Origin of the sequence: Neisseria sp. HMSC078H04, from assembly GCF_001838135.1 — a bacterium.
GTDB lineage: Bacteria > Pseudomonadota > Gammaproteobacteria > Burkholderiales > Neisseriaceae > Neisseria.
The window spans coordinates 40,212-53,919 of record NZ_KV835849.1 but is presented as its reverse complement, the minus strand read 5'-3'; the positions used below and the strand labels follow the sequence as shown (position 1 = coordinate 53,919).

Genomic DNA, 13,708 nt, shown 5'->3' with positions numbered 1-13,708 from the left:
ATGCGACTACATCTTTACACTTTTTGGGTATAAACCCATAGTTAAAATAGGATAATAATATGAAACCCATTAAAAAATGCGTCTTTCCCGTTGCCGGTATGGGCACCCGTTTCTTGCCTGCGACCAAAGCCAGCCCAAAAGAAATGCTGCCTATCGTGGACAAACCTCTGATTCAATATGCAGTTGAAGAAGCGGTTGAAGCCGGCTGTACTGAAATGGTGTTCATCACCGGCCGTAACAAACGCAGTATCGAAGACCACTTCGACAAAGCATACGAGTTGGAAACTGAATTGGAATTGCGTCAAAAAGACAAACTGTTGGCGCACGTTCGCGATATCCTGCCTTCCAACATTACCTGCATGTACATCCGTCAAACTGAAGCATTGGGTTTGGGTCATGCCGTATTGTGCGCGCAGGCTGCCGTTGGTAATGAACCTTTTGCCGTTATTTTGGCAGACGATTTGATTGATGCGCCTAAAGGCGCGCTAAAACAAATGGTTGACGTGTATAACCAAAGCGGCAACAGCGTTTTAGGCGTTGAAACCATCGATCCTTCTCAAACAGGCTCTTACGGTATCGTTGAAGTTGAAAAACTGAAAAGCTATCAACGTGTAGTCAATATTGTTGAAAAACCAAAACCGGAAGAAGCACCTTCAAACCTCGCAGTTGTCGGCCGCTACATCCTGACTCCGCGTATTTTTGACTTGTTGACCAACCTGCCCCGCGGCGCCGGTAACGAAATCCAACTGACAGACGGTATTGCGCGCCTGCTCGACCATGAGTTTGTGTTGGCTCATGCGTTTGATGGCAAACGCTACGACTGCGGCAGCAAATTGGGTTACCTTGAAGCAACCGTGGCTTATGGTTTGAAACACCCTGAAACTGGCGAACAATTCAAAGAATTGATCAAACAATACGCTTAAGCCCAGCCATTATAAAAAGGCCGTCTGAAATTTCAGACGGCCTTTTTCTACACTTATTTCTTCCAATATGCCGGAGTAAACAAAATTAAAACGGTAAAAATCTCCAAACGTCCCAATAACATCACCGCCGTACACAGCCACTTCTGTACATCGCTCAGCGCAGCGTAATTATGCGACGGACCAACTGCACCTAAACCCGGCCCTGCATTGGTAATACAAGCAATGACTGCCGTAAAGGCGGATAAAAAGTCCAAGCCTGCGGCCATCAGTAAAAAGCTGAATACAATGACCGTCATAAAGTAAATAAAAATGAACGACATAACGGTCAGCGCCATACGATCCGGAATGGAGCGATTGTTGACCTTTACCGTACGAACCGCACGCGGATGCAGCAAAATCAACATTTCGCGCAAGCTGAATTTAAACAACACCAACGCACGCACGTTTTTAATACCGCCCCCCATAGAGCCTGAACTTGCCAATACGTTCGACAGGAAAAACATCCACAATGACACAATCAGCGGCCATTGGGCAAAGTCTGCATTGGAGAAACCGCTTGCCAATCCGATGGACACAAAGTTGAAGCTGACAAAGCGCAAAGCTTCGCCAAGGCTTTGATAAACGTCCTGCTGCCATAAATACAATGCCGAAATCAAAATACTGCCCGACAAAACCAGCAGCATGGTGCGGCATTCTTCATCTTTCCAATACACCTGCAAGGAGCGGTTGCCCAGCGCTGTAAAGTGGCTGGCGAAATTGATACCGCCCCAGACAGTAAAAAACATCAACGTCCATTCGACTGCTACAGAATTAAAATAGGCAACGCTGTCATCATGTGTCGAAAAACCGCCCAAGGCCACTGCCGACATCGCATGGCACAAGGCATCAAACCAACCCATACCGGCAATATGTAAGGATACAAAAGCCGCAGCAGTTGTCAGCGCATAGGCAAACCATAGCCGTTTGGCCACTTGCGAAATGCGGGGCGCCATCTTACTTTCTTTATCCATACCCGGAATTTCCGCTTTGAAGAGCTGCGTCCCCCCAACGCCCAACATTGGCAAAATTGCCACAGCCAGCACGATAATACCCATACCGCCAAGCCAGTTGAGCATGTGCCGCCAAAAATTCACCGACGGCGCCAGCGTATCCAAGCCGGAAATCACTGTTGCCCCCGTTGTCGTCAGTCCCGACATCGCCTCAAAAAACGCATCGGTGAAACTCATGGACGGCATATAAAAATAAATCGGCATCGCCGCCACGACGGCAAAAGCCAGCCACAGCATCAATACCAGGGTAAATCCGTCACGCGGCCGCAATTCACGGTTGAAACGCAGCGTCAGAACCCAAGTTACGCACGACACCAGCAATACGGTCAAAGCCGTATAGGCAAACACGAGAAACGCGCTGTCGTGATAAAAATACGACATCAGTGTCGGCACGGCCAACAGCAATGAAAACAACAGCCCCAGCTTGGACAATACATGGACAATCGGCATCACCTTGCTTACCGCACCGCCCAATCTGAAACCCTTATGCAGATACATCATATTCCTATCATCAGAAAACAAAATGTTTCAGACGGCCTCATAAAAAAGGCCGCCTGAAACCGCATATTTTATCAAAATGCCACAATCCCGTGATAAAGAAAAACAAAAAATACTTGCCTGCTCTTTTTCTAGGAGTATAATGTTATACCATAACATTTACTGGAGAAAGAAATGAAACCTAATATCCACCCGGACAACTATCGTACCGTCCTGTTTTACGACAGCGGCGCAGACCAAGGATGGCTCATCCGTTCATGCGCCAATACCCACGGAAAAACCATGGTTTGGAAGGACGGAGTAGAGTATCCCCTCTTTTCGCTTGATACTTCTTCCGCGTCCCACTCGGTGTACACAGGCAAACAACGCAATGTCAATATCGAAGGCCGCGCCAGCAAGTTCAACCAACGTTACCAATCCATGATGTCTTCCTTCAGAAAGGATAAATGATGCAAGTCCTCTCATCCCTGAAAACTGCAAAAAAACGACACCGCGACTGCCAAATTGTCCGCCGAAAAGGCAAAGTGTACGTCATTTGCAAGAGCAACCCCCGCTTTAAAGCACGCCAGCGTTAAGCGGCCCAACTCATATTTCAATGTAACTCTCTGAATTTTCCGCACTTTCGTTTACCTCTAGCGCAAGTGCGGCTTTTTTTCAAACGGCATTAATCATTCATATCAAAACTACAAAAAATCCTGCCATACTCCCGGAAACAGGAAGGAAAAGTAAATAATGGTTATCCCTATTGTGAAGCCATAAAGATATTTATAACATGCCGCTACATTCTTCCTTCAACACTGACCATAGGAGTCAAAAATGAAAGTAAAAGCCCTGCTTGCAATTGCCGCCGCCATGAGCCTCGCTGCCTGTGCCGCACCCGAAGCCCATCAACATGACCATGGTCACCGTCACGAGCACAATCATGACCACGGCCGTGCACACGATCATGATGCCCGTGTTCAATCATTCAGCTGCGAAAACGGCCTGTCTGTACAAATCCGCAACCTGAGCACCGATCAAGTTGAATTACGCCTTGACGACAAAGTTGCCACCCTGTCTTCTGCCGTTGCAGGTTCAGGCGAACGCTATGTTGTCAACCAAGGCCTGTTCGGCAAAGGCGCTGAATGGCATCAAAAAGGCAGCGAAGCATTCTTCGGCTTCACTGACCCATATGGCAACAAAGTAGAAACCTCTTGCTCTGCCCGCTAATTTCTACTTAGCGATAGAATAGCTAAAGGCCGTTTGAAACCCGGATTTCAGGTTTTCAGACGGCCTTTAATTTTATGGCTGATCGGGCTTGGATCCTTGTTGGTTGATTTTTATCAGTTCCCGTACCCAATCGACTGTTGCAGTACTTTCCCAAGAAGTAAATTTTGCCGTGGGAGAGTTGTTCGTACATACACCTTCAAATAATAATCCGTTTAAAGCTAGGTTGGCGGTAACTTCTGGTTTGGAATGGGCATATTTTCTAAATTTCTTTGCATAGACAATATAATTTACCCCTTCATCCAAAATATCAAATGTTACGATAGCATGGCATTTTTCTTAAGTTCTCTTTTCCGATGTTCGATATATTTGAGGCTTCCCGATAACCGCTGTTCGTTTGAAAGTTTTGTCAAAGAAGGATTGAGTAGTTCCATACTCACTAAAAAACATGTTTTTTCAACCAAGCCTGGGTGACATTCTTTCGTAGAGTAGCGTCCGCTTCCCCTTGTATAGCATGATGGTTCGGGATAAATATAATATGCCCTCGCAACCTTCGCTACTTTCTGAATCTTGTCGAAAAATGTTTTTGCTTCTTGAAATTCTTTTTTTTCAAAATCAATCGGTACGCCGTTTTGAGGGGTAATCACGTTAATCGGAATATTGTGCACTCGGATTGTTTCCTGTAACGGTTCAACCGGTTGCTGTTGCTGATTATTGCAGGCAGACAATAAGCTTATAGTGAAAAACAGTATCCTTTTTTTCATCTTCATCTCCATTCTTGTCAAATAAAAGGCCGTCTGAAAACCTATTTTCAAAGTTTTCAGACGGCCTTTATCTTAGACCAAACAATTAAGCGTAATGCCTGTCTTCGCCTTTACCGTCAACGTTATCGGCACAACGTTTACAGATGGTTTCATGGCCTGCAACTGCGCCCACATCGTGGGTATAGTGCCAGCAGCGTTCACATTTTTCGCCGTCGCTGGCTTTAGCGGTTACAGCAAGTTCATTACCTACTTTCACTTCCACTTTAGACACCAGTAAAGCAAAACGCAATTCTTCGCCCAAAGTGTTCAGATAGTCGGCAATTTCTTCCGGAGCCGTAATTTCAGCTTCTGCTTGCAATGAAGAACCAACGGTTTTGTCTGTACGCAAAGGCTCGATGGCGGCGGTTACGGCTTCGCGGGCTTCGCGGATTGCCGTCCATTTTTTCACCAGTTCGGCTTCGGCTTTTTCGTTGATGGGTGGGAACTCATGCCATGTGTGGAAGAGGACACTATCTTCTTCGCCGCCACCGATGATGTCCCATGCTTCCTCGCCGGTGAAGCACAAAATCGGAGCAATCAGCAGAACCAAACTGCGTGTGATGTGATACAGGGCAGTTTGCGCGCTGCGGCGTGCATGGCTGTCTGCTTTTGTGGTGTAGAGGCGGTCTTTCAGGATATCGAGGTAGAACGCGCCCAAATCTTCCGAGCAGAAAGAAACAATGTCTTTTACGGCAAAGTGGAAGGCGTAGCGCGGATAGTAATCGCCTGCCAGACGCTCTTGCAGCTGACGTGCCAATACCACGGCGTAGCGGTCGATTTCCACCATGTCTGCCTGTTGCACGGCATCTTCAATAGGATTGAAGTCGCTGAGGTTGGCAAACAGGAAGCTCAAGGTGTTGCGGATACGGCGGTAGCTTTCAGTTACACGTTTGAGGATTTCTTTGGAAATCGCCAATTCACCGCTGTAATCGGTGGATGCCGCCCATAGGCGCAGGATATCTGCACCGAATTCGTTGTAGACTTCTTGCGGCGCGACGACGTTGCCGATGGATTTCGACATTTTGCGGCCGTTTTGGTCAACCACAAAACCGTGGGTCAACAGCTGTTTGTATGGTGCACGACCCATTGATGAGGCGCAACCGGTCAACATGGAGGATTGGAACCAGCCGCGGTGTTGGTCGCTGCCTTCGAGGTACAAGTCAGCCGGCCATTCCAATTCTTCGCGTTGTTTCAAGACGGAATAATGGGTCGAGCCGGAGTCGAACCATACGTCCATGGTATCGGAAAGTTTGTCGTAATTTTCACAATCTTCCTCGCTCAAGAGTTCGCTCTTATCAAGAGAGAACCATGCTTCGATACCTTTTCCTTCGATTTTTTGGGCAACTTTTTCCAACAACTCGGCAGAGTTTGGATGCAATTCACCGGTCTCTTTGTGAACAAAGAAAGTCATCGGCGTGCCCCAATAGCGTTGGCGTGAAACCACCCAGTCAGGACGGCCTTCAATCATGGCTTCTAAACGCGCACGACCCCATGACGGGAAGAATTCGGTGTCATCAACGGCTTTGATGGCTTTGTCGCGCAAGGTTTTACCGTCTGCACCGGCTTTGTCCATACCGACAAACCATTGGCCGGTCGCACGGTAAATCAACGGCGTTTTGTGACGCCAGCAGTGTGCGTAGCTGTGTTCGATTTTACTGCTTGCCAAAAGGTTGCCGGTTTCTTCCAACCATTGCAGGATGACGGGGTTGGCTTCCCAAACGCGCATGCCAGCAACACGAGGTGTTTCGCTGATGTATTTGCCTTCGGCATTTACAGGGTTGTAAAGCTCAATGCCGTATTTATTGCAGACAGCGTAGTCTTCCAGACCATGCGCAGGCGCAGTATGCACCAAGCCGGTACCAGCATCGGTGGTAACGTGGTCGCCGTTGAGCATGGGAATATCGCGTTCGAGGAACGGATGATTCATGTGCAGGTTTTCCAGCTTGTCGCCTGTGGTTTCTGCCAATACTTTCAGGTCGTCTGAAGCAAAGCCGTAACGTTTGAGCGCATCTTCTGCCAAATCTTTGGCCAATACCAATTTGCCTTTAGGCGTATCAATCAGTTGATACACCACGTCTGCACCAGCTGAAACAGCTTGACTCGCAGGCAAAGTCCAAGGCGTAGTTGTCCAAATAACGGCAAACGCGTTGCCTTCGATGCCGGACAAACCGAATGCGGCTGCAAGCGCGGCAGTGTCTTTAAACGGATAGCCGACGTCAATCGCAGGCGATACTTTGTCTTTGTATTCCACTTCCGCTTCAGCCAGAGAAGAGCCGCAGTCCAAGCAGAATTGAACCGGTTTCGCGCCGCGGTAGAGATAACCGGATTTGTAGATTTCGCCGAGCATACGTACAGTATCGGCTTCGGTTTTGAAATCCATGGTCAGATAAGGATTGTCCCAGTCACCCAACACGCCCAGGCGGATAAAGTCTTTTTTCTGACGGGCAATCTGTTCGGCGGCATATTCGCGGCACAATTCGCGGAAACGGGCTTTCGGCATGTCTTTACCGTGCAGTTTTTCTACCATTACTTCGATAGGCAAACCGTGGCAGTCCCAACCCGGTACATAAGGCGCATCAAAACCGGCTTGGGTTTTGCTGCGGATAATGATGTCTTTGAGAATTTTATTGACGGCATGACCGATGTGGATGTCGCCGTTGGCATACGGAGGACCGTCGTGCAGAATGAATTTCGGACGGCCTTTGGCGATTTCGCGCAGTTTTTGGTAGCGTTTTTGCTCGTACCAGCTTTTCAGCCATGCAGGCTCGCGCTTGGCAAGATTGCCGCGCATTGGAAACGGGCTCTCGAGCAGGTTTACGGTTTTACTGTAATCGGTCATTTTTTGATCTCTATTGTTGCGGTATTTCGGTTTCAGACGGCCTGATTGCTCATTTTAAAAAGAACAGGCCGTCTGAAAAAATTCAAAGGACTTATTGTAGCCCAATTGTCTTGATTTTATAAGCTTCTAGAAGCGTTTCTATGCTTCCCAAACCCTCGCATCTTCCATATCTTGCAAAATTTGGGTTTTCAATGCTTCGATACTCTCAAATTTTTTCTCGTCACGCAGTTTGTGCAGGAAGCGGACGAAGATGCGTTGGCCGTACAAATCGCCGTTGAAATCGAACAGATGGACTTCCAGTTTTTGCGAGCGGTTGTTGCTGACAGTAGGGTTAAAACCAAAGCTGGCAACGCCTCGGCGCGTGCCGAATGTGCCGTCTGCCTCAACGACAAATACGCCGCTTAGCGCATAATGATACGGAGGAAGCTGGACATTGGCGGTAGGCGCATTGATGGTGCGGCCGAGTTCTTGCCCGTGTTTGACCTTGCCGCTCAACACGTAATCATGGCCCAACAGTCTTTTGGCGTATTCCAACTTGCCGTCTGAAAGGGCTTGGCGGACGGCGGTACTGCTGGTGCGGATGTCTTCAACGATAACGGACGGCGTGCGCTCGGTTTGCATATCGGGCTGTTGAGCCAAAAGCTCGAAACAACCTTCACGGCCGGCACCGAAACGGAAATCGTCGCCAATCAACAAATAACGCGTATTGAGCGTTTGGCGCAAAAGCTGGTCGATAAATGCTTGCGCGCTCATATCGGAGAAAGCTTGGTTAAAACGCAAGACCCAAACGGCATCTACACAGCCGGTTTCACGCAAAAGGCGCAATTTGGTACGCAGCGGGCTGATGCGGTAAGGCAGTTTTTTCCCGGCTTTGCGCGCAAAAAATTCTTTGGGCTGGGGCTCAAAAACAACAACGACAACAGGCAGACCGCGCTGGTCTGCCTCTCGTTTGAGTTTTTGTAGAATGTGTTTGTGCCCGAGGTGTACGCCGTCGAAGTTGCCGATGGTTACGGCGGCTCCTTGAGGAAATTTGGGCGCGTGTCGCTGTCCAAGCCAGATGTTCATGGGTGGTGGGTATTGTGTTTGAATAGGCGGCTATTGTAAACGTTATTGCCGTTTCAATAAACCTTAGGCCATCTGAAACCAATAAATATATGCTTTCAGACGGCCCTAAAGTTTGTTAATACCTTACCACCACCAAGGATAACGGCCAAACGGATAGCCCCAATCGTCATAATAACGATAGTAGCGGGCTTCACGCAGCTGTTCTTGAGAAATATAGTTTTGCCATGCCATTTTGTAGCAGGCTTGGAACATCGGATCGGAAACTTTGTCGATATATTTAAGGCGGAAGGCTTTTTGTTCCGCAGTTGCGGCACCGGGTTTGCCTTCTTCGTCAAATTTGCGGCGGATCAGCGCGGCAGTTTCCTGATCGCATTGGGCGGCAAGATGCACTTGAAGATCCTGCTCATAGCGTTTCTGCGCTTGGGCGCGTGCGGCTTTTTGCTCAGGCGTAGTGGCGCAGGCGGCAAGTAATGCGGCAGCACCAATCAATAAGGTCAGGCGGATAGGATTCATCGGGTGTTTCCTTATACTCATGTATGGTTATTAATGTACGCCTTCATCTTGTAATGGGCAAGTGTGGCAACTTGGGGACACTTTATATTATTTGTTCTTAGCAGCAGGCAGTTGCATATAAAATACACCCTGTATGAATGTTTAACTCCAAACCCACTCAATGAACACTGACAAACCGCCCCACTCCTACCGATTGCGCCACCACAGGCAACACACGCCGCCATTTTGGCAGGCGGATCGCCCGTACCTGCACGAACACAATATTTCCGATGCCCGTTTCAGACGGCTGGGCTACATCATGGCCTTTCTTGCCGGTGCGATTAATGCCGGCGGTTACTTCGCATTCTCACGTTATACCTCCCACGTTACCGGCTCAATGTCGCTGTTGGCAGATGTTTTGTATCTTCAAGAGTGGAGTGTGGCCATTATTGCCACAATCAGCGTGTTGTGTTTTGTTGCCGGAGCCGCGCATTCGGGCTGGGTGATTTTGTGGACGCAGCAAATGCGTTTCCGTGGCAGCTTTGGATTTTCCATGTGGCTGGAAGCAGTTTATCTGTTGATATTCGGTTGGTTCGGCATTGCCGCGATGGAATGGAATTTTGGCGGCTCTGATTTTATTATGCCGTCTTTAGCATTGTTTTTATTGTGCTTTATTATGGGTATGCACAATACCGTTATTACGCTTTTGTCCGGTTCCGCCATCCGCTCCACCCATATGACCGGCACGGCAACCGATTTGGGCATTGAAATTTCACGCGCACTTTATTATTCCAAACAACATCATCCGCGCCTGCCGCACGTCCGCGTCAACAAACCGAAAATGTGGCTTTTAAGCGGCTTGATGCTGTCGTTTTTACTGGGCGGCGTGGTTGGCGTATGGGGTTATCATTTGGTCGGCCATCATTTCGCCCTGCCCGTTTCCGCCGTTTTGTTCATACTGGGCGCAGGCTCGGTGGGGTACGATGTCAAAGTCAGATTGAAATGGGCATTTGTCAGCTGGTATCGCCGCAAAAAGAAAAAACGGAAGAAATCGTAAAGAAACCTGCTTTTTATCTGACGGCAAAACGGCCAAACTGTCAGAAAAATGCAGAAATGTTTCAGTATTATGTTAACTGGCAAATATTTGCGTAATATCGGGTTAAACCCATTCTTTTGCGTTTCGGATATTGGGTATCATAAATCCGTAATGACCCACGCGGTTTTTATTCATTTTTTCAGACGGCCCGATCCGTCATCTAAAAAGAGGATACGACATGAAATTCTTGAAACCCCTGACCGTTATTGCCACTGCGATTCCTTTGGCGCTCACCGGCTGTGTAACTGATCCTGTTACCGGCCAACAATCCGCCAGCAAAACCGCTATGTACGGCTTGGGCGGTGCGGCTGTTTGCGGTATCGTTGGTGCGCTGACCCACGGCGGTAAAGGCGCGCGTAACTCCGCATTGGCTTGTGGTGCAGTAGGTGCCGGTATCGGCGGTTACATGGACTACCAAGAGAAAAAACTGCGTCAAAGCCTGGCCAATACCAACATTGAAGTTGAACGTCAAGGCAACCAAATCAAACTGGTTATGCCTGAAAACGTAACCTTCGCTACCGGCAGCGCTGCCCTGAGCGGCCAAGCCCAAAGCGCCTTGTCTGCCGCCGCGCAAACTTTGGTTCAATATCCTGACACGACTTTGACCATCAACGGTCACACCGACAACACCGGTAACGACGCCATCAACGAGCCATTGTCTCGTAACCGCGCCGAATCTGTTGCCATCTTCCTGCAATCCCGTGGCGTAAGCAGCACCCGGTTGAGCACTTTCGGTTACGGCTCCCGTCAACCCATCGCCTCCAACGCTACTGTTGAAGGCCGCGCACAAAACCGCCGCGTTGAAATCTTGATCAACCCAGACCAACGCGCCATTGATGCCGCTAAAAAACAAATGTAATCCGATATCTGTCTGATTCCCATACTTAAGGCCGTCTGAAATTTCAGACGGCCTTTTTCTTTGTAGATTTTGTTTGCAATTTCTCCTCCTCAATCCAATCCATCATAAAATTTATTCCTTTATTAACAAGACTTTTCAATTTTTCCTTTAAAAAAACTGTATTAATACTCTAATTTTTACACTAACTTAGAGTATAATTCCTAAAATTTTAAAAACACGCCTCATGCCGTCTGAAAAACGGCGGCGAAAAACACACTTATTTATATACACATCAGCCCGTTATCCAATCCATTTCATAGGATTTCAGACGGCACCATCCAGAATCTATGAAGGAGCATCCATGCAAAACAACTTTGACCCATTGACTATCCGTGGCAAATCACTGATTCCCGTCGTACAAGGCGGTATGGGTGTAGGCGTTTCCGCATCAAAACTCTCCAGCGCGGTTGCGCGCGAAAACGGCGTGGGTACGATTGCCAGCGTCGATTTGCGCCACTTGCACGAAGATTTGCTGGCCGAATCAAAAATCGATTCCAGCGAAGAAAAATACACCCGCCTCAACTGCATCGCGCTTGACCGTGAAATCAAAAAAGCCAAAGCCGATTCAGAAGGCAAAGGCATGATTGCCGTCAACGTCATGAAAGCCGTAAAAGACCATGCCGCCTACGTCCGTCAGGCCTGTGAATCCGGTGCAGACGCGATTGTAATGGGTGCAGGTTTGCCTTTGGACTTGCCGGAAATGACCGAAGGCTACCACAAAGATGTCGCCCTTTTCCCTATTTTGTCCGAATCACGCGGTATCAATATCGTTTTGAAACGTTGGATGAAAAAAGGCATCTTGCCCGATGCCATCGTTATCGAACACCCTGCCCACGCAGCCGGCCACTTGGGTGCGGCAACCGTTGACGGCGTGAACGATGCCAAGTTCGAGTTCAAACGCGTTATTGAAGAAACGTTTGAAGTATTCAAAAACTTGGGCTTGGAAAGCGAAAAAATCCCGTTGGTACTCGCCGGCGGCATGGCAAACTTTGAAAAAATCAAAACAGCCTTGAAAAACTGGGGCGCGTCTGCCGTTCAAATCGGTACCGCGTTTGCCGTGACCGAAGAAGGCGATGCCCACATCAACTTCAAGAAAACACTGGCCGGTGCGGAAACCGAAAAAGTGGTTGAATTCATGTCTGTTGCCGGTTTGCCTGCTCGCGGCGTACGCACCAAATTCCTCGACAGCTACATCAAACGCGAATCCAAATTGCAAGCCAATGCCAAAAACGATCCGCGCCGCTGTACCCAAGGCCTGAACTGTCTGACCAGCTGCGGCTTGCGCGACGGTTTGGCCAAAGCCGGTCAATTCTGTATCGACATCCAACTTTCCGCCGCATTCCGCGGCGAAGTCGATAAAGGCTTGTTTTTCCGCGGCAAAGACCCGCTGCCGTTTGGCAACGCCATCCGTACGGTTCAAGAAACCATTCATTATCTCTTGAACGGTTCCCTGCCCGTCGTCCCTGCCAAATAAACGCATCAACACTCAAAAGGCCGTCTGAAAAACATTTAAACCCTGTTTTCAGACGGCCTTTTTGTCCCAATCTATCTAAAAAATGCTAAGATTGTTGCCTGAATTTATCCGGCAGAAACATCATGAACCCATTATTGAACCATCTCAAACCCTATCCTTTCGCCCGCCTGCGTGAAGCCATGCAAGGCATTGATGCACCCGAAGGCGTAACGCCCATTCATCTGCAAATCGGCGAGCCGAAACACCCGACGCCCAAAGTCATCACCGACGCGCTGACCGCCTCCCTGCACGAACTGGAAAAATATCCGCTGACCGCAGGCCTGCCCGAACTGCGCCAAGCCTGCGCCGAATGGGTTGCCCGCCGTTATGATGGTTTGAGCCTCAACCCCGACAATGAAATCCTGCCGGTATTGGGCAGCCGGGAAGCTTTGTTCTCTTTTATCCAAACCGTTTTAAATCCGGCTTCAGACGGCCCCAAACCGGTCGTTATCAGCCCCAACCCGTTCTATCAAATTTACGAAGGCGCGACTATTTTGGGCGGCGGCGAAATCCATTTTGCCAACTGTCCTGCGCCCAGCTTCAATCCCGATTGGAGCAGCCTGCCCGAAGACGTATGGCAACGCACCAAAGTCCTGATTGTCTGCTCGCCCAACAACCCGAGCGGCAGCGTCCTGCAATTAGAAGACTGGAAAGAAATTTTTGATTTGCAAGACAAATACGGCTTCGTTATTGCCTCTGACGAATGCTATTCCGAAATCTATTTTGACGGCAACAAACCAATCGGTAGCTTGCAGGCTGCGGCGCAATTAGGACGCGGCACACGCAACATTATTATGTTCACCAGCCTGTCCAAACGCTCCAACGTCCCCGGTTTGCGTTCCGGCTTTGTCGCAGGCGATGCCGAGTTGCTCAAAAACTTCCTGCTCTACCGCACCTACCACGGCAGCGCGATGAGCATTCCCGTCCAACGCGCCAGCATTGCCGCTTGGAACGACGAAGAACACGTCATTGACAACCGCCGCCTCTACCAAGAAAAATTCGACCGCGTCATCCCTATTTTGCAACAAGCATTCGATGTCAAACTGCCTGACGCGTCGTTCTACATTTGGCTGAAAGTTCCCGATGGCGACGACTTGGCATTTACGCGCAACCTGTGGCAGAAAGCCGCGATCCAAGTGTTGCCCGGCCGCTTCCTCGCCCGCGATACCGAACAAGGCAATCCGGGCGAAGGCTACGTCCGCATCGCTTTGGTTGCCGATGTGGAAAGCTGCGTCAAAGCGGCTGAAACCATGGTTGCTTTATACCGCCGATAAAACAAAGGCCGTCTGAAATTTCAGACGGCCTTTTTAAATCAACTCAACCAAG

The 13,708-nt window shown here is 49.0% G+C and carries 13 protein-coding genes; 8 read left to right on the top strand and 5 right to left on the bottom strand.

What is annotated here, in order from left to right:
- Nucleotides 1-59 precede the first annotated feature (59 nt).
- Nucleotides 60-923: a UTP--glucose-1-phosphate uridylyltransferase GalU gene (galU, locus tag HMPREF2560_RS05920; RefSeq protein ID WP_070608142.1), complete on the top strand. Its 864-nt coding sequence runs from the start codon at nucleotides 60-62 to the stop codon at nucleotides 921-923.
- A gap of 53 nt (nucleotides 924-976) precedes the next feature.
- On the opposite strand, the gene HMPREF2560_RS05915 is transcribed toward galU, so the two are convergent.
- On the bottom strand, nucleotides 977-2,473 hold the full coding sequence (locus HMPREF2560_RS05915) for a TrkH family potassium uptake protein (protein WP_070608141.1): 1,497 nt from the start codon (nucleotides 2,471-2,473) through the stop codon (nucleotides 977-979).
- 171 nt (nucleotides 2,474-2,644) lie between these two features.
- Here HMPREF2560_RS05915 and HMPREF2560_RS05910 point away from each other — a divergent pair, with 171 nt between their 5' ends.
- The 3 genes from HMPREF2560_RS05910 (at nucleotide 2,645) to HMPREF2560_RS05900 (ending at nucleotide 3,679) form a co-directional block, all read left to right on the top strand.
- Nucleotides 2,645-2,920, top strand: coding sequence for a type B 50S ribosomal protein L31 (locus HMPREF2560_RS05910; RefSeq protein WP_070608140.1), 276 nt, complete (start codon nucleotides 2,645-2,647; stop codon nucleotides 2,918-2,920).
- Entirely contained in the window at nucleotides 2,920-3,045 is a 126-nt protein-coding gene (ykgO, locus tag HMPREF2560_RS05905; RefSeq protein WP_003685279.1) for a type B 50S ribosomal protein L36, read from the top strand. Before HMPREF2560_RS05910 ends, ykgO begins: the two co-directional genes overlap by 1 nt.
- Before the next feature lie 241 nt (nucleotides 3,046-3,286).
- Entirely contained in the window at nucleotides 3,287-3,679 is a 393-nt protein-coding gene (locus HMPREF2560_RS05900; RefSeq protein WP_070608139.1) for an MliC family protein, read from the top strand.
- 314 nt (nucleotides 3,680-3,993) lie between these two features.
- Here the strand turns inward: HMPREF2560_RS05900 and HMPREF2560_RS05895 are convergent, their stop codons facing one another.
- From HMPREF2560_RS05895 to HMPREF2560_RS05880, 4 genes are all read right to left on the bottom strand, one after another.
- A complete protein-coding gene (locus HMPREF2560_RS05895; protein WP_141748424.1) occupies nucleotides 3,994-4,446 on the bottom strand; it encodes a hypothetical protein in 453 nt (150 codons plus the stop codon).
- A gap of 79 nt (nucleotides 4,447-4,525) precedes the next feature.
- Entirely contained in the window at nucleotides 4,526-7,318 is a 2,793-nt protein-coding gene (gene ileS / locus HMPREF2560_RS05890; protein ID WP_070608137.1) for an isoleucine--tRNA ligase, read from the bottom strand.
- Between the two features lie 138 nt (nucleotides 7,319-7,456).
- Nucleotides 7,457-8,383, bottom strand: a complete 927-nt coding sequence (gene ribF / locus HMPREF2560_RS05885; protein ID WP_070608136.1) for a bifunctional riboflavin kinase/FAD synthetase — start codon at nucleotides 8,381-8,383, stop codon at nucleotides 7,457-7,459.
- A gap of 123 nt (nucleotides 8,384-8,506) precedes the next feature.
- Nucleotides 8,507-8,896: a hypothetical protein gene (locus HMPREF2560_RS05880; RefSeq protein ID WP_049331430.1), complete on the bottom strand. Its 390-nt coding sequence runs from the start codon at nucleotides 8,894-8,896 to the stop codon at nucleotides 8,507-8,509.
- A 160-nt stretch (nucleotides 8,897-9,056) separates the two neighbouring features.
- Here HMPREF2560_RS05880 and HMPREF2560_RS05875 point away from each other — a divergent pair, with 160 nt between their 5' ends.
- From HMPREF2560_RS05875 to dapC, 4 genes are all read left to right on the top strand, one after another.
- The gene (locus HMPREF2560_RS05875; RefSeq protein WP_070608135.1) at nucleotides 9,057-9,932 is read left to right on the top strand and encodes a YoaK family protein; all 876 of its coding nucleotides are present in this window, start codon (nucleotides 9,057-9,059) and stop codon (nucleotides 9,930-9,932) included.
- A gap of 217 nt (nucleotides 9,933-10,149) precedes the next feature.
- Complete coding sequence (locus HMPREF2560_RS05870; protein WP_070608134.1) at nucleotides 10,150-10,830, top strand: YiaD family glycine zipper/OmpA-like lipoprotein; 681 nt, start codon at nucleotides 10,150-10,152, stop codon at nucleotides 10,828-10,830.
- A 340-nt stretch (nucleotides 10,831-11,170) separates the two neighbouring features.
- Entirely contained in the window at nucleotides 11,171-12,343 is a 1,173-nt protein-coding gene (locus HMPREF2560_RS05865; RefSeq protein WP_070608133.1) for an NAD(P)H-dependent flavin oxidoreductase, read from the top strand.
- A 122-nt stretch (nucleotides 12,344-12,465) separates the two neighbouring features.
- A complete protein-coding gene (gene dapC / locus HMPREF2560_RS05860; protein ID WP_070608132.1) occupies nucleotides 12,466-13,656 on the top strand; it encodes a succinyldiaminopimelate transaminase in 1,191 nt (396 codons plus the stop codon).
- The last annotated feature ends 52 nt before the right edge of the window (nucleotides 13,657-13,708 follow it).